Genomic DNA, 22,762 nt, shown 5'->3' with positions numbered 1-22,762 from the left:
CTAAGGCAAGATTTATTCATGACCGTATCGCAACTTGCTGAAAAGAAACGAAAGAGAGTCCTTTCCGCACGGGCGCAGGCAACGCGGCTGCGAGTCTTCGATGCCGCCGAGAAAGTGTTCGCCGAACGGGGATTCGATGGGGCCACGATCCGGAAAATCGCCAACGAGGCCGGTGAGCCAGTTGGGACGATTCACCATCATGGTGGCGGCAAAGCGCTTCTGTTTCAGCGAACCGTCGCTCGCCGGGCCGAAACCCTTTCGGCCAAACGGCTCGCGGCGCTCGAGCAGGTCCTCTCCGCTGGTGCTCCGACCCTGGAAAACATCCTCGGCGCCTTCATCTGGCCGTTCTTTGAGTTGTCCGCACAGAACCCGCGCTGGCGCGATTACGCGCGTCTCGTAGCCTATGTATCGGTCGATGCTCGCTGGACCGACGTTTCCAAAGAATATTTCGATACTGTTGTCGAGGTTTTCGTATCTGAGATTTCAACTCTATTGCCAGAGCGATCGAAACAGCAGGTCGTTGAAGGATTCGTGTATTCGGTCTCAGCTATGCTCGCGCTGCTAACCTCGCAGGACCGGATAATGAGCTTGGGCGCTAAGAGAAACTTGGAGAACAGTCAGATAGAGTATCTCATTCAATTCTGCGCTGCCGGTTTTCGGGGGTCAGGATAAGCTCTGTTGCGCAAAACGGGCCGAGGATTCATCTCGTGAGTCCAGCATGGTAACTGGGGCTGCATGAGCAGACCTACACCGCCGAGCTATAAGACCAAGAACTGGCCGGCATACAACGATGCGCTGAAGCAGCGTGGCTGCCTGACGATCTGGTTCGATCCGGGCATGGCCTGGAAGCCGCCACCGACCGGCAAACGGGGTCGGCAACCGTGCTACAGCGACGCTGCGATCCAGAGCTGCCTGACGATGAAGGTGCTGTTTGGCCTGCCGCTCACGCAGACGACTGGCTTCGTCGAGAGCCTGCTGCGCCTGATGGGGTTGGACTGGGAGGTGCCAGACGACAGCACCCTCTGCCGCCGCCAGAAGTCGCTGGCGGTCGACATCCCGTATCTAGGCTCCCATGGCCCTCTACACCTCCTGATCCCCTCTCGTGACATCACTGCGTGATGCACTGCCGGGCAGTGGACAAGCACCGGCAACAAGGCGGAAGGCGAGGGAGAATGGCACGCCCGGAAGCACGGCGGTCCCAAGCGGCGCCTGTGGCGCAAGATCCACCTCGGGATCGATGAGCAAACGCTGGAGGTTCGGGCCGTCGAGATCACGGGGAGCCACATTGGCGACGCGCCCATGCTGCCAGAGCTGCTCACCCAGATCCCGGCCAATGAAGAGATAGGATCCGTGACGGCCGACGGTGCTTCGTCCCGGGGCTCCGCCCGTTCGTGGCTGAAACAGGCCACTGGCCTGTTTCCGGGCCGCCCCTCACCCCGCAAGTGCCAGGAGGTGATTGCGGAGCGGGGCGCTCATGCCGTCATACCGCCACGCCGGAACGCCAAGCCCTGGAAGCGCTCAAGCGCTGGCGCCGTCACCCGCAACGAGGCGCTGCGAGCCTCAAAATATCTCGGTCGAGCGCTCTGGAGACGATGGAGCGGATACCACCGCCGGAGCCGCGTCGAGACAAAGATGCGTTTTGTGAAGCTGCTGGGTCAGGGCCTGATGGCTCGAGACTTCGACCGTCGGGTCGCGGAGCTGCACGTCCGCATCGCCGTGCTCAATGGCTTCACTGCGCTCGGCATCCCGATCACAGAGGCCGTAGGATAAACCCGTCCGGGGAAAGGGGCATTCCGTCTACCGCCGGCTTTGCGCAACAGAGCCGTCGCCAAATACCGGTGTCTGAAGCACACCTGCCAGGCCTGCCCCTCGAAGGCGCAGTGCTACCCGAACATGGACTTCCGGTCCATCAACCGCGAAGAGCATGAGGATGCCCGTCAGGTCGCCCGCGACATTGCGAAGACCGAGCAATACGTCATCTCGATGAAGCTGCGGAAGAAGGTCGAGATGCTCTTTGCCCATCTCAAGCGGATCCTTGGCCTCAACCGGCTCCGATTACGCGGGCCATACGGCGCAAACGACGAATTCCTCCTCGCAGCAACCGCCCAGAACCTCCGCAAGCTGGCCAAGATCCTCCCTGCACCGCAGCAACCGCGCAACGCCTGACAGGAAAGGCACTCGCGCCATGTTCCGCCATCGATATTCTGCGCTGGCGAACGGGTGTTTTTCCACGGGATGGGCGTATTCCGTTGAAAAACTCGTCCTTGATCGGGGGGCATCTGGCTGTTTCAATTCCTGTGAAGGGTGGGAGGATCGGCGATGATGGGACCGCGGCAGGAGGTGCAACCGGCGTTGTTCTACGAGTTCTCGCTTGAGGATCACGTCCCGCAAGACCACTTGCTTCGATCCATCGACCGCTTTGTCGACCTGAGCAGCATCCGCGCCCATCTTGCAGATTTCTACAGCCACACTGGCCGCCCCTCGGTCGATCCCGAGTTGCTGATCCGCATGCTGCTGGTCGGCTATTGCTTCGGCATTCGGTCAGAGCGGCGGCTGTGCGAAGAGGTGCATCTGAACCTGGCATATCGCTGGTTCTGCCGCCTCGATCTGAGTGACAGGGTCCCGGATCACTCGACGTTTTCGAAGAACCGGCACGGGCGATTCCGCGACAGCGAATTGCTTCGCCACCTGTTCGAAACGACCGTTGCCCGCTGCATCGACGAAGGCCTCGTCAGCGGCCAGCGCATGGCCGTTGATGCAAGCCTCATCGAGGCGGATGCCAACAAGCAGAACTCGACGCCAAAGGAAGAATGGAATCCGGCGCAGGCAGATCCCGCCGACGCATCGCGGGCCGTTCGCGAGTATCTCGACACCCTGGACGAGGTAGCGTTCGGTGCCGCCAGCGAGGTGCAGCCCAAGTTCACGTCGCATTCCGACCCCGCCAGCCAGTGGACGGCAGCCCGCAAGGGCCCGGCATTCTTCAGCTATTCCGACAATTATCTGATCGACACGGATCATGGCGTGATCGTGGATGTCGAAGCCACCAGGTCCATCCGGCAAGCCGAGGTCGGTTCGACCAAGACCATGCTGGACCGGGTGAAGGCCAGGTTCGATCTGCATCCTGAACGGCTGATCGCGGACACGGCCTACGGCACTGGGCCCATGCTGGGCTGGCTGGTCGACCGCGAGATCGCGCCGCATATTCCCGTCTTGGACAAGTCCGAGCGCACCGACGGCACCTGAAGCCGAGCGGACTTCGAGTGGGACGCCGAGAACGACCGATACATCTGCCCTGAGGGGCAAGAACTGAAGCAATTCCGAAGGAACTATTCCGACCCGAACCGGGGGCCGACCGGACAGGGTAGAGCGAAGTACCGTGCCCTGAAACTGACCTGCCAGGCCTGCCCATCCAAAGCAAAATGCTGCCCGAACGCTGATGCCAGATCCATCACTCGTGAAGAACATGAAGACGCCCGCCAGGTCGCCCGCGAGATCGCCAAGACCGACCAATACGTAATCTCGATGAAGCTACGGAAGAAGGTCGAGATGCTGTTTGCCCACCTCAAGCGAATCCTCGGCCTCAATCGGCTCCGATTACGCGGGCCATACGGCGCAAACGACGAATTCCTACTCGCCGCAGCCGCCAAGAACCTCCGCAAACTGGCTAAGATCCTTCCTGCACCGCAGCAACCGCGAAAAGCCTGACACGAAAGGCGCTCGTGCCCCTTCCATGCGGCGATATTCTGCGCCAGCAAACGAGTGTTTTTCCACAGAATCGGCGGAAAGCCGACTTTCTCTGCACTTGCGAAGTTTCGGTTGCCAAAGGCATGAAGCGGACTTTGGTTCCACTGGCGAGAGCCTCTCCCTCATTGGGGCAAGCTGGATTTCGCCATGTGTGATCCGAGAGAAGCGCTGCCAAAAGGATCAGTTCGACGTGAAGCGCATGAAAGCCGTATGAGCAATACCCGTAATCCGTCGCAGCATGCAGCTCTTGCAGGCAATTGGTGCATTTGCCGATTGATGCTTGGCATAGGTATGTTCTTGCTCTTAACGGCCCCGTCTCGCGCGAGTTTGCGGGCAGGCGCCGGGCAGGTTCTGCGGTAATTATAAGCGCAGTGCGATCGGGACGATCACGACCAGCGCGAGGATGCGGGCGAAGTGATGTACCGCGACATAGGCGGGGTCGTATCCCAAGGATAGACCGATGGCCGCCATCGCTTCGACCCCGCCGGGCGCGTAGGCGATCCAAACCTGAGCGAAGGGGAGACCAGTGGCGCGTTGTGCAATCCATGCAAAGACCAGCGACAGGACCAGTGCCGTCGCAACGACCGACACGCCTGCTTGGAGTTTGTGCTTCACCTGTGCTGCCGTCACCCGGCTCAATCTGCTGCTCAGGACGGCTCCGGTGATGGCGAAGGCCGCAAAAAGCAGCCAAGAGGGCGACGTTCCATGGACAAGCCCGGTTGCATGAGCAAACGCACTGACGATCATTCCGGCAAGCAGACAAGCGGCCGGAAGGCCCCTGCGCGCGCCCAGCAGTCCCAGCCCGGCTGAAAGGCCGACCAGAACAGCAAGAACCAGGATCGGCATCGTGTCGCCCGCCACTGCCTCGCCCGTCGCCGATCCTTCCAGAACGTAGGCCAGTGGCGGCACCGAGATCACAAGGATCAAGAGACGCATCAATTGAAGAAACATGACGGTCGTGGCGTCGCCGTGTCCCTCTGCGGCGATTGCGATTGCGTTCGACATCGTGCCGGGAGAGCTGGCCAGGGTTGCAGTCTGGGAATCAAGACCAAACGTCTTTGTCAGGATCAGACGGCCAAGGCCGATTGTCGCAATCAAGGATGCCACGAGAATTGCCAGGCTGACCGCCCAGACCTCGACCTGATCGAAGATCCTATCGTCGATCCCGGAGCCGAGTGACACACCGATGCTCGCGAATGCAAGATCGCGTAGCCCGGATGGCAAGCCGACGCGTTGCCCGGTCGTGGCGACAGCAACAACAGCGACTGTGCTGCCGATCAAGGCTCCGGCCGGAATGCCCGCGAGGGCGGCCACAGCCGCCCCCGCAAAGCCTGCCACAAGCGTGACCGCGTATGGTTTTGCGTTCGTCATTTCCTCAGCCTTGGGTTTTGGCGTCGCCTTCCATCTTCCGCGCCCGGCGGCCGAGCCAGATCGGAGCGATCACCACCAGAGCCGCGAGGATGTAGAGCGTGACGCTCTTGTAGTCCTGGACCAGGATCCCCCAGTCACCGCCGGAAATGGACAATGCCCTGCGAAGGTTGTTTTCGAACAGGCTGCCCAGAACGAAGCCCAGGATGACCGGGGCGAGGCTGAAGTCGAGCTTGCGCAGGAACCAACCAAAGACGCCGAGACCCGTGATCAGCAGCAGGTCAAAGGGATTGCCGACGATGGTGTAGATGCCGATGAAGGCCAGGATCGCGATCAGCGGTGTCAGGTAGTGCTGCGGGATCGTCAGCATCCGGGCAAAAAGGCCCACCAGCGGCAGGTTGATGACCAGAAGGGCGACATTGCCGATATACATCGACGCGATCAGGCCCCAGGCCACTTCCGGCCGCTGGCTGAACATCATCGGGCCCGGCTGGATGTTGAACATCAGCAGCGCACCGAGAAGGATCGCAGTTGTGCCCGAACCCGGAATGCCAAGCGTCAGCATCGGCACCATAGCCCCGCCTGCGGCCGCGTTGTTGGCGGCCTCCGGCGCGGCAAGGCCCCTCACGTCTCCGGTGCCGAAGGTCTTTTCGGAATCCGCGATCCGCTTTTCAGTTCCGTAGGCCACGGCCGAGGCGACCGAGGCGCCCGTACCCGGCAGGATGCCGATAAAGAAGCCGATGATCGAAGAACGCACGATGGTCCACTTGCAGGTCACGAGGTCGGCCATCCGCACGAAACTGTTGTCCACCGGCAGCGATTTCAGCTTGCCCGAGACCTGCTGCTCTACCAGTGTCAGCAACTCCGCCATCCCGAAAAGGCCGACGACGACGATCAGGAAGTCTATGCCGGCCAGGATATCGGGGATGCCGAAGGTAAACCGCGGCACGCCCGTGTTGGCGTCGATACCGATTGTCGCCAGCATCAGGCCGATCAGCGCGCCCAGAAGCGTCTTGACTGTGCTCTTGCCCACGAGCGAGGCGAGCGACGCGAAGGCGAAGACCATGAGCGCGACGTAATCGGCCGGCGAGAATTTCACTGCGAAACTCGCAAGGAGCGGCGCGAAGAGCGACAAAAGGATCACCGCGAAGGTGCCGCCGACGAAGGAGGCGACAGCCGAAAGCGACAGCGCGCGCCCTGCATTGCCGGAACGGGCCATCGGGTTACCGTCGAGAGTGGTCATCACCGCGCTCGCGTCGCCCGGCACGTTCAGGAGAATGGACGAGATGCGTCCGCCATACTCCGCGCCGTAGTAGATCCCGGCAAGAAGGATCAGGGCCGATTCCGGGCCGAATCCAAGGCCGTAAGCGATCGGCAAAAGGATCGCCACACCGTTGATCGGGCCAAGGCCCGGCAGCGCGCCGATGAGCGTCCCGAGGAAACACCCGGCGAGCACCAGGAAGAGGTTGAACGGATCGAGCGCGACACCAAAGCCTGTCGCAAGACCGGAAAGGACAGCATCCATCACGAGGCTCCTTCTTCGGCGGAAGAGTCGAGGATCTGCTCGATCAGTTCTCCGGATGGCAGATTGAGGTCGAGAAGCGACGCGCAGAACAGATAGCCGCCGACGCCTGCCGCGATGCCGAAGACCAACGCGCGCAGGAGCCCTGCGCCCAGCATGGCGCTCATCGTGGCGCCGAAGAGGATGGTCGAAAGGACGAAGCCGAAAGGCTCGTACAGTTCCGCGTAGGCGGCGAGCATCACCACCGTTGCGGCGAGGCGGAACCAGGTTTTCCGTGCCACGCTCATCTCGTCGGTATCAGGCTTCCACAGGATGATCAGCAGGCAGATGATCGCGACAACCGACAGGATTTGCGGCCAGCTTTCCGGGCCGAGCGGGTCGTATTGAAAGGGCGCACTGATGGCGGTGAAGGCGATGACCGCATAGGCCAACGTCACGATCAGAAGCACCCCGGCAAAAATGCGGTCGACCATGGCGGTCTCCTTCACATCGGGGGTGAATGTCGAAAAGGGAAGTGGCCCGCATCACGAGGATGCGGGCCGGTCGGCTCGCCCGATCAGTTGCCGATCAGGCCGGCCTCTGTCGCGATGTCGCGCAGGTTCTGCACGCGATCTTCGATCGAGGCTTGAAGCTCTTCACCCGCCATATTCAGGGGCAGAAGCCCACGCTCCTTCTGAACGGCGGCGAATTCTTCGGTCTCGTAGGCCGCGTTGAACGCGTCGACCCAGGCCTGGTAGTCCTCGTCCGAGACCTCTCCGCCCATGTAGAAGCCGCGCAGGATCGTCCATTCGACGTCATAGCCCTGCTCCATCACGGTTGGGATCTCGGCGAAGGGCTCGTCCAGGCGCTCCGGCGACATGACGCCAAGGATGCGCATCTGACCGGATTCGAGGTGCGGAACCATCTCGCCCACATCGCCGGTATAAACTTCGATCGAGCCGCCGAGCAGCGCCGCGATGGCGTCGCCGCCGCCGTCGAACGCAACATATCGCATGTCCATTGGCGACGCGCCGGCTTCGCGCAGCAGAAGCGCGCCCTTCATCCAGTCCTGCGACCCGACGGAGCCACCGGCCCCGACGACCACGGACGAGGGATCGGACGAAAAGTCGTCCATGAGCTGCGACAGGGTTTCGTATTCGCTGTCGGCGCGCACGACGACGGCCCCGAAGTCCGCCCCGGCGGTGCCGACCCAGCGCACGTCCTGCTCGGTAAAGTCACCGTACTTGCCGGTCACGATATTCAACAGCGATCCCGTCGAGAATGCGACGATGGCAGATCCGTCATCGGTTCGAGTGGTGTTGAACAGGTTATAGGCCACGGCGCCGATGCCGCCGGGCATGAAGGTCACTTGAACCGGCGCCTCGATATGCGGGTCGAGGCCGGTCTGGGCGACACGGCATGTCAGGTCGAAGCCGCCGCCCGGATTGGCTGGTGCGATGCATTCGGGATCGTCGATCTGGCTTTGAGCGAAGGCGGGTGCCGCGAAAGCGGTAGCGGCCACGACAAAGGTCGCGCCAAGGCGTGCGAATGACATGAGTTCCTCCCAGATGTCTGTTGTCCGGGTCCTCCCCCGGTTCCCCATCTATCGCTGACCAGTCTGAGCGAACCCTGACGCCAAGCTGACAGGACGCTGACTCGAGGCCTGGCGTGTCGAGCCTGTCTATGCGGCGGCTGGCGACGCTGCTAATTTGTCCCGATGAGAATGCTGCTTGTGGAAGACAACGACGACCTGGCGGAGACGATCATCGATCGGCTTCGGTCTGAGGGGCATTCCGTGGACCGTGAAAGCGACGGCAACGAGGCCAACGAGCTTCTGCGGCATTTCAAGTTCGACATTGTTCTGCTGGACGTGAACCTTCCGGGGCGCAGCGGGTACGAGGTCCTGCGGTCGCTGCGAAGCCGGTCCGACGATACTCCGGTGATTATCCTGACAGCGCGCAGCCAGATCGACGACCGGGTGATCGGCCTGGACGCGGGCGCCGACGACTACATGATCAAGCCGGTCGATTTTCGTGAACTGTCCGCAAGGTGCCGGGTGCTCGCTCGGCGTCGTGCGGGGAATGCCAGCAACATTTTCACGGCCGGAGCGCTGATTTTCGATCGCGCCGCAAAGCGTGCCACGATCCACGCGCGCGACGCTCAAATGCGGGCGCGTGAGATCCAGCTTCTGGAAATCATGATCGACAATATGGGTCGAATGCTCACGAAAGAAGAGGTTGCCGACCGGCTGTACACCTTCGAAGAGGCGCCAAGCATGAACGCGGTGGAACAGCTCGTGACGCGTCTTCGGCGCAAGCTGGAAGGCACCCCGCTGGTGATCAAGACGGCGCGTGGGCTTGGCTACATGGCATATCTGTCAGACGATGACTGAACCTGCGGGCCATTCGCTACAGCGTCGATTGTTGGTCACGATGGCGGGCGGCTTCGCCATTCTCATCGTTCTCATATCTCTGCTCTTGTGGGGCTATGCGCGAAACGCGGCAAACCGAACGCATGATCTACTGCTGGCCGGAGCGGGGCTATCTATCTTGGATCGGACATCCGTTGGGCCTGCAGGGGTGACGGTCGATCTGCCGAATTCCGCGATGGAGATCCTGTCGCTCAATCCGGTCGACCGGGTTTTGTATCGCATCTTCATCCCGAACGAACGCGAGATTACCGGCACCGAAGATCTGCCGGTTCCGGAGGGCGTCGAGGCGACAGCAGATCCGGTCTTCTTTGAGATGGACTATCAAGGATCCAAGTATCGCTTCCTGGTCCAGGGACGCCAATTGACCGGCTCGAATGGGCGACAATGGGTTGCGGTGCAGATCGGCCAGACAGTCGAATGGCGGACCTCACAGCAATTGTCGTTCTTCGGGACGGGTCTCGCTGGACTTGCCGGGCTGTCGTTGATCGGGCTTGGCTTCGTCTGGGTCGCCATCCGAACGTCGCTGCATCCGTTGCGCCAGATCGCATCTGATCTCGCTCAGCGTAAACCCTCCGACCTCGGCTTGGTGAAAGGAACGCCACCCCGCGAGATCCGCGCGCTGTTTGACGCCATCAACGGCTTTATCCAAAGCCTTGGTCGCAACCGTGCCTTGACGGAAACCTTCATCGCCGATGTCGCGCACCAGACACGCACCTCACTGTCCGCCTTGCAGGGGCATCTGTCGCTGGCGGTCGACGCGCAAGACTCTGAACAGATGCGATACCGTCTCTTGAAAGCCGACCGCCAATCGGAGCGAACGGTGAGACTGACGAACCAGCTTCTGTCGAATGCGATGGTCATTCATCGATCGGACGGGCCGGGTCTGGAGCCCATCGCCCTCAAACCTCTTGTCCATGACATTCTTGCCGAAAGCCTGCGTGACAGCCGTTTGCGCGATATCACACTCGCCTTCGATGGAGATACGATCCGAGAGGGTGATGATGTCGTCTCCGGTGACAGCGTGTCGATCCGCGAAGCCCTTCGCAACTTAATTGAAAATGCTGTCCGGCACGGTCCGGCCGACAACTCGATCTTGATAACGCTCAGCGCGTCCTCATCTCACGTTCACTTGCAAGTCGAGGATGCTGGCCCCGGAATAGCCGAGATAGATCTACCGAAGGCAACTGAGCGGTTTACGTCCCTGTCGGAAAAGAGTCAGGGGTCCGGGCTTGGCCTATCCATAGTGAAAGCCGTGGCCGAAGGGCATGACGCCCAACTGAAGCTCGGCCGTTCGCGTATGGGAGGGCTCGATGTGACCTTGGTCTTCAAGCGAATCGTTGGACTGCTGCTTCTGGCATTCTTCGCAATGCCGTTGGGGCAAACCGCGATGGCCCAAACACTGCTCGTTCACAGCGCGACCGACACGCCGGCGATGCTCCCTCTGATTGAGGCGTTCGAGGAGCGAAGGCCTGGTGTCGATGTGAGCTACGTGGAGTTCCAGACGATCTCTCTTTACGAGTCCATTCTCGACCCGGAAAACGAAACAACTCCCGACGTCGTGATTTCCTCCGCGATGGATTTGCAGGTCGATTTGGTCAATCGCGGTCTTGCGCAGAGCATCCAGTTGCCGCCTCAGATCGCTCCACCGTCCTGGGCGACTTGGAGGTCGGAAATCTACGGCTTCACATTCGAGCCGGCTGTCATGGTCTACGACAAGCAAGCGATCTCGGCCGAGGAGCTTCCCGCCAGCCACAGGGATCTTGCGACCTTTGTGCGCGCCAACGAGCAGCGATTCAGAGGTCGGATCGGGACATATGACATTGCGGCGTCCGGCATAGGCTACCTCTATGCGACCCAGGACAGCCTTCAGGGGCCGCAGGTGCTGCGTCTGTTCGAAGTCCTGGGACGCGCCGACTTGCGCACGTTTTGTTGCACATCGGACATGGTCGCAGCGACGGCAAATGGCGAGCTTGCCTTCGCCTTCAACGCCATTGGGTCCTACGCGTCAGACCAGGTCGAGACCGAACCACATCTCGGCCTCCATTTCTTTGACGACTACAACCTTGTGATGTCGCGTACCGCGTTCGTGCCCTCGAATGCGCCGAACGTGGATCTGGCGGCACAATTCATCGCGTTTCTTCTCTCGGCAGAGGGTCAGCGGATCATTGCGGATCGCACTCCGCTGCTACCACTCGTTCAACCGCAAACACCGACCACCCAGATCGGAGCACAAATACAGGATCGGATCGGGACGTTTCTTCCTATTCGATTAACGCCCAGCCTACTGACCCACCTGGACGAACTTAAACGACAGAGTTTTCTTTCCGCATGGAAAGCGGCTTTGGGCAGGTAGGATGGGCTTAAAACCTACTTCGCCATACCGCCGCAGTTTCGCGAATTCCCTGCAGCGATGAACCCGCTGTTCCTGTTACTCGTGGGTGAACTCGTCAAGTTCGGCGCCTGATGGGAAGGACCACACTTCTGAAACTCGCAAGTGAAAATGCTGCGCCAAACATGAATGGCAGGTTTGACTGATGCTGCATTCCAGCGCTGGGACCGAAAGCGAACGGCAGCTGTGGCCGATCTCGACGAAAACGGCGCAGGTCAATGCGCTCACGGGCAGATTCTCAGCAATCCATCATCTAACGCAACAATCGTCCGGGACGACTATGTGAAAAGGGTCGGATACCTCTTCGGCCCTCCCACACCCAACCGCCTCACCTGCGGCGGTAGAGCCATAGCACCACAGGTGCCAGGGCCATCGTCAAGACGACCGGCGCGATCAAGGCGAGCCCGATCTGCGCCAGGCTGGCTGTGCCTGACATCAAGCCTCGCATGGCGGTCGTCATCAGGGAGACCGGGTTCACCTCGACGAAGCTGCGGAGCCAGCTGGGCATCGTCGCCGGATCGACCATGATGTTGGAAGCGAAGGTGACCGGAAACAGGATAGTAAATCCCAGCGTCATCACCGTCATCGGTGTTCGCACCAGAAGACCCAGTACTATGAACACCCAACCCATGCCAAAGCCGATCGTCAACAGCATGGCAAAGGCCGCGAGCGTGCCAATCAGACCCGCTTCCGGACGGTAGCCAAGGGCGAGCCCGATGCCCAAGATGATGCCGCCGGCGATAAGGTGGCGCAGGACGTCCCCGACCATCAGACCTGCGAAAGGGGCAAGCGACCAGATCGGCAGGGTGCGGAAGCGATCGAACAGGCCCTTCTGGAAGTCCGTCGATAGACCCATGCCGGAGTAGACCGAGTTGAACACGACGGTCTGCACCAGAATTCCCGGCAGGAAATACTGCAGATAGTCGCCCGACGATCCCGCTAGCGCTCCCCCGAAGACGAAGGTGAACAGGAGCGTAAACATGATCGGCGTCATGATAAGGTCGAACAATTGTTCGGGCACATGGCGGAATTTCAGTATCGCGCGCCAGCCAAAGACCAGCGCGTTCGACAGTGCTCCGGGCGGGGTCGGCGGAGGAACTCGGCGCAGCGCCGCTATGCCAGGTGTTCCGGGCTCGGGAGCTTTTACAGTGGACCGCGAGACCGGCGCGTCCGCAGTCAGATCGGTCATGAATGGGCCCTTTCTCTCTCGGGCCCCGTCTCAGAGGCCGAAGTCTCTGGCGTGCCAGTCAGGGCAAAGAAGACCTCGTCGAGGCTCGGCGCGCCCATTCGGAAGTCGGCCACGGCGAACCCGCCGGAGATCAGAGCCGCGACGGCCGCATTGGCCGCAGATGCATCGCCCGCCAGCACCGAAAGCTCGGCACCCTCCGGGCTGCGCTGCACCGCACTACCCAGATGCTCAGACAACAGGTCCGCCGCAGTCTCGATCTGGCCGTGGTCGGCGAGCGAAACATGCAAGACTCCAGAGCCGGTGGCCGCCTTCAGTTCACGGCTGGTTCCTTCGGCGATCTTGCGCCCGTGGTTGATGACCGCGATCCGGTCCGCGAGTTGATCAGCCTCCTCGAGGTACTGAGTTGTGAGGAGGATTGTCACGCCCGACGCGGCGAGTTGCCGGATCAGACGCCACACGCCCTGACGCGCCGAAGGGTCCAGCCCAGTCGTCGGCTCATCCAGAAACAACACCCCCGGCGTCACGATCAGGGACGCCGCGATATCAAGCCTGCGCCGCATTCCGCCCGAGTAATCTTTGACCTGCTTGTGCGCGGCCGCCGACAACTCGAAAGCGTCGAGCAATTCGTCAGCCCGCGCTCGCACGAGGCCGCCCCGAAATCCCCAGAGACGGGCCAACATCACCAGGTTTTCACGGCCCGTCAGATCTTCGTCGAGCGAGGCAAACTGGCCCGTCATCGCGATGCAGAAACGAACCTTCTCCGGTGCAGCGGCGATATCATGGCCCATCACCGTCGCGCTTCCGGCATCCGAGGAATCCAAGGTGGCCAGCATACGCAACAGCGTGGTCTTTCCAGCGCCGTTCGGCCCCAGAACGGCAAAAATCATGCCGCGCGGCACCTCGAGGTCGATCCCTGCGACGGCGGTCAAATCCCCGTAGCGGCGGACGAGGCCACGAGCATGGATCGCAAGATTAGTATGTTCGATGTCCACGTTTGGCGTCCGGGGCTGATGCGGGGTGTCTGGCATGGTGCAAGGTACAGCAGGCGTCCGATTAGTCGATAGGACCTGGAATAGATCGAGAGCGGATTTTGGAATTCTCGGCATACTGGCGTGCGATCACACGGGCCCGGAAGCTGAGTGTGATGACCAAGAAAGTGAACGAGGAAGCTGGATTGGGATGAGTGCCGGTCCCATGAGGCCGGACCAGGTGCAGTCCAACGCCGCGCCAGCCACGAAAGGCTGTTGTCGCGAAGTTGCGGTGCGGTGTCGCCCGATAAGTTGGAGGTCTGCTTCGGGCTTGTCGTAGCATAGAGCAGAAAACCGTCGCGCGGACATTTTCTACTGGAGCGAGAGCCCCGAAGCGCGTGTTGAGACGCAGTTTCCAGGCGCTGGATGGGTTCTTTGGTGGTCCGTATCGTCCTTCAGAACCGATGGACCACGACGTGGTCGGTACTCGACACTTGGCAGAACGGGCGGATCGCGGGTGGTGCCAGGTCAGTTTGCCAAGTCAGCAAGATTGGCGTCGAGCAGAGCCTGCTGGTCGACCGGGGTCAGTCCCTCATCGAGAATGTCGCAGAGGACCTCGAAGACAACGGCGCTCTGTCCGTCCGATGCGGTTTGCCAGATCCATTCAGATCCCTCCATGGCGAGATCGATGAGTTCTCCACGTGCCGCTTCAAGCTCCGCCTCGCGCAGGTCGAGCGCGATCCGAACCGCGCCGAGGCCCTGCCGGGGCAAGGTCGTCAGGGTCGCGTAACGCTCAAAGTTCTCAAAGACCTCCTGCTGGATGCCGGAGGACACGGCGCGGCAAAGGATCGTCAGGATTGGGCGCAGCAGGCTCTTGGCTGCCTCGTTCCCCTCGGCAACATCCAGGGCGTCCAGAAGCTCGGTCTTTTCGCGAAGTCCTTCTGGAACTCTCAATTCGAGTCTCACGTCTGCATAACCTCCCCCAAACGGGACTGCGGCTCCACACGCCTTGGTTACCTATGCTGACCGGATGGTCTGCCAAGGTTTGCACGGCCCCAGCTCTGGCGAAGAAGACCGTGCCAGAGAGGCGGTTGCAGTGCAGCAGAGGCGCACTCGGATCGCCCCGGACGAGCTTCACAGCATGACAGACGAGCCATGCCCGCCTATTCGGCAACGGCCTCGAGAAATGACAGGGTCGCGTCTCGAACCTCCCTGTGTACGGTTCGGCGTTCCCCTGCTGACCCCTCGCAAAGCGACGCATCTCCCGCTTCTTCAATCAGGATGTCCGGTCCGGCAGCGGTACAAACCGCGAAAGCGTCGAAGACGGAGGCGTCGGGTATCGCGACGACGTGAGATGTCTGATCTCCAGCAGATGCACCGTCGGCGTTTCCGAGCGAGATCCGCAGCGTGTCTACTTCGGCAGAGGTCGCACTCAGAGCGGTCGCGTATTCCGGTTTCAGCGCAACCACCGAGGCTACCCGAGGGTCTTGGGCCAGCCCTTCGAAGCCCTCTTGGCTGGACTGAGACAGATCTACGCCTTGGGCGGCGTACCACCCGCAATCTGGTCCCTCCGTTGCGGTGTTTGCAGTGCAGGACCGCAAGTAGCGCGCTGTATCCAGCTCAGCCCCGCCAACAGAAAGGGCCGCGGTCGCGCCCAGGGCAATCCCTATGACGGAGACGTCATTCTCTTCGACGCGCGAACCCCAAGTTTCATCACCGGTCACTCTGTCAATGGCGCGGCCGATATCCTGCGGTCTCCGCCAGATCTCTTCCAAGGCAACGGCCGCGTTATCGGGGCGTGGCGCATTGACCTCGACGACGACTTTGCCCGTCCGAGCGATAGATGAGCTAAGCCAAGCGCCGGAGTCGGACGCAGATCGCAAACCACCATGTGAGACAACGACCAAAGGGAGAGGCTCATCCGGAAATGCAGAACCCGGAGCGGCTGGAACACCCTCAAAGACAGGATTGCCGCCAATCTCGGCCGACGCCGGTTCCTCCGATGGATACCAGATCGAGAGCGATAGAGGGCGTTCCTGAAGGGAGGTATCCTGAAGATAGACGACACCTGCCACTGTCTCCGCCATGCAAGGCGCTGCACCCAAGAGAAGAGCCAAGGAAAGGCAGAATTTCATACAATGCTCCAAGCCCGGGACACACACTTACGCGCTTTAGCATGCGCTCGAGACACCTGCAGCTTGGTCCCTATAGCCACAGCACGCCAATTGAAAATTGTGCATGATCCCAAGCGGGTCGCTTCGCCCGGCGGCGACGCAGCGAGGGCCATCCAAGCGCAGTTCGGTAAGTCCGTCACGCGCAGTAGTGCCTGGCCTTCATCTCTTTCAGCGTAGCCACATTCATCATCTGCTCAGCCAGCATCTTCTTCAGCTTGGCGTTCTCGGTCTCGAGCGCCTGCAGCCGCTTAGCATCGGCGACCTCCAACCGCTCCCGCTTCATCCAGCCCGGCAAGACTGCAAACGGTCTTGCCCAAATCAATACCCAGAACCTTGATGTCCATCAGATGCTCCTCTCTCCACCTATGCCCGCCACGGTAGCAGCAGGATGGTGGGAAGGCATTTCATCCCATTAGGTCACAGGTCATCGACCCAAACTTTCGATCAAAAAGCTGGGCTTAAGCAAGCTTTTCGCCAGGCGTTGACTGACCTCGGCGAATGCTTGATGAAAAGTGCTTTCGCGCAACCATTTTATCCATGACGCTTAGCGCCGTCACAGAAACTACTTTCTATCTTGTTATGGCGAGCACAGAAGCTCACCACAAAAGCATGAAGACTATTTGAGAATTCCGGAAGAGAGAATTTTCTAAAGGTCGAAGCCAAGCCGAGTGGGCTATTCATTATCCATGGTCAGTCTCACGAGGGCGCCATGCTGAGTAATTACCTGTCCAGCCACCCGGCAGCCGGCGGCGCACGAATTTTCCAAGGTCTCACCGATTAGCCAACTTGCCAGAAAACCCGCATTGAACGCATCGCCGGCAGCGGTAGTGTCGACTACTTTCGACACCGGATCAGGCAGAAAATCGACGCGCTCTTGTTCGGACTGGACGACGAGGGACTTGCCGCCGTTCTTTACAACGACGGCTGCTGCCCCGCAGTCAAGATAGCGGCCCGCTACATCGTCGGGACCGGAATCTCCGAAATGCGTAACCTCGTCGTCGCATGATGGAAGAACCAGATTGGCCAAACCGGCCGCTCGCATGATCTGCGCGCGCATTTCGGTGCGCGAGTCCCATAGCGCGGGGCGGATGTTTGGGTCGAAGACGACTGTCACCCCCTCGGCCCGGGCCCGGGTCAACGCGGCGCACAACCGCTCGCGTCCCGCCGGAGGCAGGATGGCCAGCGTGATCCCCGAGAAGTACGCGACGTCGCCCCTGCCAAGGCCAGGGAGCGTTTCGAGATCGTCGGCCAGGGTCCGCGCGGCCGAGGCCGAGCGCCAGTAGCTGAAGCTCCGCTCGCCGTCCCTCAGCGAGATCAGGTAAAGGCCGATCGTCCGTCCCGGGCGGACCGCGAGAACCGGATCTATGCCGGCGAAGCGCATGAACTCTTCCATCCGAGCCGAGGCGTCGTCATCCCCGATAGCCGAGAAATACCCCACCGACAGCGCGTCCCCGGCAACCTGGCGAAGGTACCAGCAGGTATTGAAAGTGTCGCCGGCGAAGCCCATCACGTAGCGCCCGTCGTCCTGCAACGCCATCTCGATCATGCATTCGCCTATGCCGAGAACGCGTGTCATCGGGCGTACGGATCGGTCAGCGCAGCGGCGACGCCGCGCAGTTCGGCCAGGCCCCGCAGGCGGCCGATATAGGGATAGCCAGCGCGCATGGCGCGGCTCTGGTCCCAAGCGATCATGTGGCCGTGGTCGGGGCGCATCGGAAGCGCGGTTCCGCGCCGGGCCTCGAGCCGCAGCGCGGCACTCACGATACGCACCAGTCCCGCGTCCCCGCCCAGGTGTTCGGCTTCGTGAAAGCTGATCCCGTCCGCCTCGCGCCGGGTCGAGCGTAGATGTAGGAAATGCACCCGATCGGCGAACCGCTCCAAGATCGCGGGCAGGTCGTTGTCGGCGCGCACCCCGAGCGACCCGGTGCAAAAGGTCAGCCCATTGGCGGCCGTCTGCGCGTGATCGAAGATCGCCGCCAAATCGCTTTCGGTTGAGACGACGCGGGGCAGGCCGAAGAGCGGGAAGGGCGGGTCGTCGGGGTGGATGGCAAGACGCACGCCCTCGGCCTCGGCCACGGGCAGCACCCGGTCGAGGAAGGCAAGGAGATTGGCGCGCAGGCGTGAGTGATCGATGTCCCGGTAGGCCGCGACCTGGTCGCGGAAACTCTCGATCGTCCAACTTTCTTCAGAGCCCGGCAGGCCGGCGATGATGGTTTCCACGAGCTGCCGGCACGCCTCGTAGTCCATCGCGGCGTAGCGCCGCCGGGCCTGCTCGACGATGTCGGCGCGGTGGTCGGCCTGAGCATCGGGGCGCTGCAGCAGAAAGATGTCGAACACGGCCGCGTCGACGGCGTCGAAGCGCAGGCACTGCGCGCCGCCCGGCAGATCGTGGTTCAGCGTCGTGCGCGTCCAGTCGAGCACGGGCATGAAATTGTAGCAGACGGTCCGGATACCGGCGGCGGCAAGGACGCGAAGGCTCTCGGCCCAGGCGTCGGCACGGACCTCCCAGCCCGGGGCGCCGGTCTTGATGTCCTCGTGCACGGGAATGCTTTCGACCACGACCCAGTCGAGCCCCGCGTCGCGGATCATGTCGCGCCGCGCCTCGACGTCCTCGTGGCGCCAGACGGTGCCCGCCGGAACGCCATGCAGCGCCGTGACGATACCCTTGGCCCCGGTCTGCCGGACATCGTTCAGGGTCACGGGGTCGTCGGGGCCGAACCAGCGCCAGGACTCGATCATGTGCTGCCTTTCCAGGAAGTGGTTTCGAGCGCTCAAGCGCTCCGTGAGACGGGCTGGAACAGGTAGCCGTCAAATGCGGGATCGTCGACGTCGGAGAGAGTCATCAGCGTATCCCGGACATTCCCGAGATGCTGCCACATCGCCGTCTGCGCCTGTTCGGGATTGCGTGCTTGCAAGGCGGTCAGGATGGCCTGGTGGTCGTCCAGCCAGGCCCGCCGGTATGTCGTCTCGAAGATCCGATTGTGCAGGCGCGCCCACATCGGACTTTGTTCGCGCTTGGCCCAGAGTTCCTCGACCACGTCCACGAGAACCGAATTCTGCGTGGCCTCCGCGATCTGTCGGTGAAAGGCGCGGTCGCCGGAATAATCCGGATCGGCGCTTTCCATGTCCGCGCGTTCTTTCGCCAAGATATCGCGCAGGCGCATGATGTCGTTCTTGGTGACCATCCGAGCCGCGAAGCCCGCGATGTCCGACTCGATCAGCTGGCGCGCCTGAAGCAGCTCGAACGGGCCGATATCGTCGCGCATTTGCTGGGACGCCGCTGGGGGCGTGTCCGAAATATAGACGCCCGAGCCCTTGCGCACCTCGACGGCCCCCTCGATCTCGAGAAGGATCAGGGCCTCGCGGACCAGCGAGCGGGACACGCCGAGACGTTCCGACAGACCGCGCTCGGGCGGCAGACGATCGCCGGCCTGAAGACTCTCGTCGCGGATGATCTGCCGGATCGACCGCGCGACATCCTGGTATTGCCTGCGATCGCTCATGCGTTCTCCTCCGATGCGCGGTTTGCGTAATGCGCCGCCAGGATATCGAAAGCGGGCTTTTTCGAGCGCTTGTCGGAGCCGATCAATCCCTTACGGTTCCAACCGCGCTGGAAAACGTTCTGTCGCCGCTCGACACGAAAATCGTAGAGGATCCACGGTGAGATGCCCTTGATGTAGTCGAGGTCGCGCAGCGTAGCGATCTGCTTGCGATACACGTCGGCCTGGTACGCAACCGAGAACAGGCCGGTTTCCGGGCCTGCCTCGTGGTCGCCGTCGGCGCCGGTCTCTGAGATGACGACCGGTCGGTCGGGAGCCGAGTTGCGGCCGATTATCGCGAGCTCGTCGAAATTCTCGTCGTACCAGCCATAATATTCGTTGATCCCGATGATATCGAGCGATGTGGCGAGGCGATCCTCGATCTTGAGCTTGTTGTGGTTGACAAGGCAGGCGGCGGCGATCAGCCGGGTCGGGTCCTCCGCGCGGGCCGTGTCTGCCAAGGTGCGCATGAAACTCAGTCGCGCTTCCGTGTCGGGATTTTCATTGCCGATGGACCAGATGACGACGCTGGCGCGGTTGTGGTCGCGACGGATCAGCTCGGTCAGCTGGTTGTTCGCGTCACGCAGGGTCGCGGGGTTTTCGAAGTCGATCGCCCAGTAGACGGGGATTTCTTCCCAGAGCAGCAAGCCAAGCGCGTCGGCGATCTCCGCGGCCCGTTCGTGATGCGGATAATGCGCCAGGCGTAGGAAGTTGCAGCCCAGCTCCTTCGCGTGGGCAAAGCGGCGGCGGATGTCCTCGTCGCTCGTAACCTTGCCGGTGTCCCGGTCGTCTTCGTGCACTGAAATCCCGCGCAGGAAGATCGGTTCGCCATTGAGAAATATCTCGGTCCCGCGCCGCTCGATCGTGCGGAAGCCGATGCGATCGCGGACCACGTCGCCCCCGGCCGAACAGGTGACGTCGTAAAGCCGCGGTTTCTCGGGCGACCAGAGCTCGGGTTGCGCCGCAATCGCGACCTCGCCGTGCCCGTCCTGCAGGGGAATCTCGGTGTTGATCCCGAGTTCGGAGATCTCAAGCTTTGCGGCGGCGGCCGGGCCGTCCGACACGACGCTCGCCCGGATCGTATCTCCGTCAAGGCGCACGAAAAGATCGCGGATCACCGTAGCCGGGGTCTCGTGCAGCGTGACCTCGCGGTACACGCCGCCGTAGTTGAACCAATCGGTATTGCGCATGGGCACCCGGTCGTGGGTTCTGGTGTTGTTCACGCAGAGTATGAGCCAGTTCTCGCCCGGCAGGAATGCTTCGCTCACCCCTACACAGAACGGGGTCGAACCACCGTAGTGATTGCCCAAAAATCGCCCGTTCACGAAGACCTTGCAATCGTATTGTGCGGCGCCGATCCGTAAGAATCGCCGCCGCCCGTCAGTGAGGGGATCTACCGAGACCGACCGTGTGTACCAGGCCGAGCCTTCGAAGAAATACCATTTCTCCTTGAGCATCTGCCAACACGACGGTACCGGCACCGTCTCGCCCATATAGGGGTCATAATCCCAAGGCTCGATACGGTCCGCCGGTTGCTGCGGTGTCATGGCAAACCACTTCTGCCGCAGACCGGTATCGAGAAGATCGACGCAGAAGAACCAATCTCCATCCAGCGACCGGCCCTGCCGACCGCTGGTGAAGATCAGGGTTTCCGCATTCAGGTTCTGCAGGTTGAAAGGACGATCGTAGTCTTCGTCATGCAGTGCCTGAAGAGCGTTCTCCGCGATATCGGACCTTTCGAGCATGTGCGATTAGGAGCCCGAGTCGGGTGCCGAGGCTTGAATGCGCTCGATCAGGTCGGCAATGGTATCCGATTGTGAAGCGACCTCTTCATACATCGGCTGCACTGCTTCGACGAAGGGCCCCTTGTCGACTTCGTGGATCGTCACACCCAGCTCGCTCTGCGCTTCCTCGATCGCAGCATCCGAAGCTTTCTTCCATTCCACGCCATGACGCTCCTGCATCTCGGCCGCGGCGGTCATGAAGGCCTCCTGTTGTTCGGCCGTCATCGCATCCCACGCACAGTTCGACATCACGACAACCGACGGAATGATCGTATGCTCGTCGAGCGAGAAATCCGTGGCCACTTCACCGTGGCGCGCCGTTGTGAGTGCGGTCGGGTTGTTCTCGGCCGCGTCGACCACGCCTTGCTGCAACGCGCTATACAGTTCGCCCCAAGAGATCGGGGTAGGGCTGCCACCCAGCAATTCGACCATACGGATTGCGGAGGGGGAAGGTTGTACGCGAACCTTGACCCCTTCGAGATCCGCCGGGGAGAGGATGGGCTTCTGTCCGTAGAAGGAGCGCGCGCCTTCGGTCAGGAAGGCGACACCGCGGAAGCCATTATCGACTGACGCTTCGAGGATGTCCTGGCCGATATCGCCCGAGATCACATCGTTGAAATGGTCTTCCGATGCGAAGATGTAGGGCAGGTTCATTGCTGAATAGCTCTCTTCGAAAGCTTCAAGCTCGGAAGCGTTAGAGCGTGCCATCTCGAGAGCGCAGTTCTGGACGAGTTCCATCGACTCGCGTTGCGTACCAAGCTGGGCGTTGGGAAAGAGCTGAATCTCGATCTCGCCATCGGTCAACTCGGCTACGCGGTCGGCCATGAACTGCATGGAGAGATGCGTAGGGTGATCCGGCGGGTTGTTGTGGTTCAGGCGGAGCGTCTCGGCCGCTGCCGCCGTGCCAAGCCCAGCGACCGCAATGGCGGTGAGCGTTGTGGTCAATTTCATGGTCATCCTCCCTGGAATTACGATGATCGGCCAATTCATTTGGCTGACCAATCACTGCAAAAAATGGCTTCACGACAGCCAAGAAGTCAACCTATTTCTAAATTGGTTGACCAAAATTCATGAAGCTGCCACTGTTCTCCAGATATCTCGGCACGAGGAGGAGACGAGATGACTGCCCATTCCAACCCGACATCGGACACACCGGTGGTTGCGCCATGAAGCCTGTTATCGACAATGCGCTTCGTTGGGTCATAATCGTGATTTTTTCAGTGCTGGTTGCCTGCGTGACATGGCAGGTCTTCAGCCGCTATGTCCTCGGTACGCCAAGCACGCTGACCGACGAGATCGCGCGATTCCTGTTCATGTGGCTTGCGCTCATCGGCGGCGCATACACATTTGGGGCCCGGCGTCACCTTGCAATCGACCTGCTGACCGCCACGCTCAAAGGGCGCAGGCGCGTTGCCGCCGAGGGCGCGATCCTGACCGTGGTTGCGATTTTCGCTGCCGTCGTGATGATCTGGGGTGGGTATTCGCTTGTCTCACGTACCCTGGCTTCGGGTCAGGTGACGCCCGCCCTTCGCATTTCTATGGGGTGGATCTATGCCGCCATCCCCTTCGCCGGCGCAGTGATACTCTACTATTGCCTTCTTTTCTTCGCCGATGTCGCGCGCGGGCGGATGCCTCAGGCCGAAGGCGATGTCGACATGCCGCTGGAATGAGGAAC

18 protein-coding genes and 3 pseudogenes are annotated in these 22,762 nt (G+C 61.3%); 7 read left to right on the top strand and 14 right to left on the bottom strand.

Annotated elements, in window-relative coordinates:
• Positions 1 to 18: 18 nt before the first annotated feature.
• The 4 genes and pseudogenes from FIU91_RS15590 to FIU91_RS15575 all read left to right on the top strand — a co-directional run bounded on the left by FIU91_RS15590 (position 19) and on the right by FIU91_RS15575 (position 3,705).
• Positions 19 to 672, top strand: coding sequence for a TetR/AcrR family transcriptional regulator (locus FIU91_RS15590; RefSeq protein WP_152463179.1), 654 nt, complete (start codon positions 19 to 21; stop codon positions 670 to 672).
• 63 nt (positions 673 to 735) lie between these two features.
• Positions 736 to 1,770: pseudogene (locus tag FIU91_RS15585) on the top strand (IS5 family transposase).
• Between the two features lie 60 nt (positions 1,771 to 1,830).
• Positions 1,831 to 2,166: pseudogene (locus FIU91_RS15580) on the top strand (transposase); the annotation flags it as partial.
• Positions 2,167 to 2,319: 153 nt separating this feature from the next.
• Positions 2,320 to 3,705 (top strand): annotated as a pseudogene (locus tag FIU91_RS15575) (transposase).
• A 399-nt stretch (positions 3,706 to 4,104) separates the two neighbouring features.
• Here FIU91_RS15575 and FIU91_RS15570 read toward each other — a convergent pair.
• From FIU91_RS15570 to FIU91_RS15555, 4 genes are all read right to left on the bottom strand, one after another.
• Positions 4,105 to 5,058: an AbrB family transcriptional regulator gene (locus tag FIU91_RS15570; RefSeq protein WP_371418192.1), complete on the bottom strand. Its 954-nt coding sequence runs from the start codon at positions 5,056 to 5,058 to the stop codon at positions 4,105 to 4,107.
• 61 nt (positions 5,059 to 5,119) lie between these two features.
• Complete coding sequence (locus FIU91_RS15565) at positions 5,120 to 6,637, bottom strand: tripartite tricarboxylate transporter permease (RefSeq protein ID WP_152463177.1); 1,518 nt, start codon at positions 6,635 to 6,637, stop codon at positions 5,120 to 5,122.
• On the bottom strand, positions 6,637 to 7,107 hold the full coding sequence (locus tag FIU91_RS15560) for a tripartite tricarboxylate transporter TctB family protein (protein ID WP_152463176.1): 471 nt from the start codon (positions 7,105 to 7,107) through the stop codon (positions 6,637 to 6,639). Before FIU91_RS15560 ends, FIU91_RS15565 begins: the two co-directional genes overlap by 1 nt.
• An 83-nt stretch (positions 7,108 to 7,190) precedes the next feature.
• Positions 7,191 to 8,168: a tripartite tricarboxylate transporter substrate binding protein gene (locus tag FIU91_RS15555; protein WP_152463175.1), complete on the bottom strand. Its 978-nt coding sequence runs from the start codon at positions 8,166 to 8,168 to the stop codon at positions 7,191 to 7,193.
• Between the two features lie 168 nt (positions 8,169 to 8,336).
• Here FIU91_RS15555 and FIU91_RS15550 point away from each other — a divergent pair, with 168 nt between their 5' ends.
• A complete protein-coding gene (locus FIU91_RS15550; protein WP_216651612.1) occupies positions 8,337 to 9,005 on the top strand; it encodes a response regulator transcription factor in 669 nt (222 codons plus the stop codon).
• Entirely contained in the window at positions 8,998 to 11,397 is a 2,400-nt protein-coding gene (locus FIU91_RS15545; RefSeq protein WP_254701980.1) for an extracellular solute-binding protein, read from the top strand. Before FIU91_RS15550 ends, FIU91_RS15545 begins: the two co-directional genes overlap by 8 nt.
• A 364-nt stretch (positions 11,398 to 11,761) precedes the next feature.
• Here the strand turns inward: FIU91_RS15545 and FIU91_RS15540 are convergent, their stop codons facing one another.
• From FIU91_RS15540 to FIU91_RS15495, 10 genes are all read right to left on the bottom strand, one after another.
• Positions 11,762 to 12,622: an ABC transporter permease gene (locus FIU91_RS15540; protein ID WP_152463173.1), complete on the bottom strand. Its 861-nt coding sequence runs from the start codon at positions 12,620 to 12,622 to the stop codon at positions 11,762 to 11,764.
• Positions 12,619 to 13,650, bottom strand: coding sequence for an ATP-binding cassette domain-containing protein (locus FIU91_RS15535; protein WP_152463752.1), 1,032 nt, complete (start codon positions 13,648 to 13,650; stop codon positions 12,619 to 12,621). The genes FIU91_RS15540 and FIU91_RS15535 overlap by 4 nt, the downstream gene beginning before the upstream one ends.
• Before the next feature lie 468 nt (positions 13,651 to 14,118).
• The gene (locus tag FIU91_RS15530; RefSeq protein ID WP_152463172.1) at positions 14,119 to 14,556 is read right to left on the bottom strand and encodes a hypothetical protein; all 438 of its coding nucleotides are present in this window, start codon (positions 14,554 to 14,556) and stop codon (positions 14,119 to 14,121) included.
• A gap of 197 nt (positions 14,557 to 14,753) precedes the next feature.
• Positions 14,754 to 15,677, bottom strand: coding sequence for a hypothetical protein (locus FIU91_RS15525; protein ID WP_152463171.1), 924 nt, complete (start codon positions 15,675 to 15,677; stop codon positions 14,754 to 14,756).
• 223 nt (positions 15,678 to 15,900) lie between these two features.
• Complete coding sequence (locus FIU91_RS19820) at positions 15,901 to 16,086, bottom strand: hypothetical protein (protein ID WP_172975030.1); 186 nt, start codon at positions 16,084 to 16,086, stop codon at positions 15,901 to 15,903.
• A gap of 351 nt (positions 16,087 to 16,437) precedes the next feature.
• Positions 16,438 to 17,310 carry a sugar kinase gene (locus FIU91_RS15515; RefSeq protein WP_254701979.1) on the bottom strand — a complete coding sequence of 291 codons (873 nt, stop codon included), beginning with the start codon at positions 17,308 to 17,310 and terminating at the stop codon, positions 16,438 to 16,440.
• Between the two features lie 26 nt (positions 17,311 to 17,336).
• Positions 17,337 to 18,503 carry a mannonate dehydratase gene (gene uxuA, locus FIU91_RS15510; protein WP_152463169.1) on the bottom strand — a complete coding sequence of 389 codons (1,167 nt, stop codon included), beginning with the start codon at positions 18,501 to 18,503 and terminating at the stop codon, positions 17,337 to 17,339.
• Between the two features lie 32 nt (positions 18,504 to 18,535).
• On the bottom strand, positions 18,536 to 19,267 hold the full coding sequence (locus FIU91_RS15505) for an FCD domain-containing protein (RefSeq protein ID WP_152463168.1): 732 nt from the start codon (positions 19,265 to 19,267) through the stop codon (positions 18,536 to 18,538).
• Positions 19,264 to 21,048, bottom strand: coding sequence for a glycoside hydrolase family 2 protein (locus tag FIU91_RS15500; protein ID WP_152463167.1), 1,785 nt, complete (start codon positions 21,046 to 21,048; stop codon positions 19,264 to 19,266). The genes FIU91_RS15505 and FIU91_RS15500 overlap by 4 nt, the downstream gene beginning before the upstream one ends.
• Before the next feature lie 6 nt (positions 21,049 to 21,054).
• Complete coding sequence (locus FIU91_RS15495) at positions 21,055 to 22,038, bottom strand: TRAP transporter substrate-binding protein (RefSeq protein WP_254701978.1); 984 nt, start codon at positions 22,036 to 22,038, stop codon at positions 21,055 to 21,057.
• 119 nt (positions 22,039 to 22,157) lie between these two features.
• Between FIU91_RS15495 and FIU91_RS15490 the strand changes: the two genes are divergently transcribed.
• Positions 22,158 to 22,757 carry a TRAP transporter small permease gene (locus tag FIU91_RS15490; protein WP_254701977.1) on the top strand — a complete coding sequence of 200 codons (600 nt, stop codon included), beginning with the start codon at positions 22,158 to 22,160 and terminating at the stop codon, positions 22,755 to 22,757.
• The last annotated feature ends 5 nt before the right edge of the window (positions 22,758 to 22,762 follow it).

It is taken from the genome of Roseivivax sp. THAF30, assembly GCF_009363575.1.
Lineage (GTDB): Bacteria > Pseudomonadota > Alphaproteobacteria > Rhodobacterales > Rhodobacteraceae > Roseivivax > Roseivivax halotolerans.
Note: the sequence above shows the minus strand (reverse complement) of the source record. Positions and strands in the feature narration are given on the sequence as shown.

Coding starts and splice junctions, on each gene's coding strand:
- FIU91_RS15590 (WP_152463179.1), top strand. CDS start 19: ATGACCGTATCGCAACTTGCTGAAAAGAAACGAAAGAGAGTCCTTTCC.
- FIU91_RS15565 (WP_152463177.1), bottom strand. CDS start 6,637: ATGGATGCTGTCCTTTCCGGTCTTGCGACAGGCTTTGGTGTCGCGCTC.
- FIU91_RS15560 (WP_152463176.1), bottom strand. CDS start 7,107: ATGGTCGACCGCATTTTTGCCGGGGTGCTTCTGATCGTGACGTTGGCC.
- FIU91_RS15555 (WP_152463175.1), bottom strand. CDS start 8,168: ATGTCATTCGCACGCCTTGGCGCGACCTTTGTCGTGGCCGCTACCGCT.
- FIU91_RS15550 (WP_216651612.1), top strand. CDS start 8,337: ATGCTGCTTGTGGAAGACAACGACGACCTGGCGGAGACGATCATCGAT.
- FIU91_RS15545 (WP_254701980.1), top strand. CDS start 8,998: ATGACTGAACCTGCGGGCCATTCGCTACAGCGTCGATTGTTGGTCACG.
- FIU91_RS15540 (WP_152463173.1), bottom strand. CDS start 12,622: ATGACCGATCTGACTGCGGACGCGCCGGTCTCGCGGTCCACTGTAAAA.
- FIU91_RS15535 (WP_152463752.1), bottom strand. CDS start 13,650: ATGCCAGACACCCCGCATCAGCCCCGGACGCCAAACGTGGACATCGAA.
- FIU91_RS15525 (WP_152463171.1), bottom strand. CDS start 15,677: ATGGCGGAGACAGTGGCAGGTGTCGTCTATCTTCAGGATACCTCCCTT.
- FIU91_RS15515 (WP_254701979.1), bottom strand. CDS start 17,310: ATGATCGAGATGGCGTTGCAGGACGACGGGCGCTACGTGATGGGCTTC.
- uxuA (WP_152463169.1), bottom strand. CDS start 18,503: ATGATCGAGTCCTGGCGCTGGTTCGGCCCCGACGACCCCGTGACCCTG.
- FIU91_RS15505 (WP_152463168.1), bottom strand. CDS start 19,267: ATGAGCGATCGCAGGCAATACCAGGATGTCGCGCGGTCGATCCGGCAG.
- FIU91_RS15500 (WP_152463167.1), bottom strand. CDS start 21,048: ATGCTCGAAAGGTCCGATATCGCGGAGAACGCTCTTCAGGCACTGCAT.
- FIU91_RS15495 (WP_254701978.1), bottom strand. CDS start 22,038: ATGAAATTGACCACAACGCTCACCGCCATTGCGGTCGCTGGGCTTGGC.
- FIU91_RS15490 (WP_254701977.1), top strand. CDS start 22,158: ATGAAGCTGCCACTGTTCTCCAGATATCTCGGCACGAGGAGGAGACGA.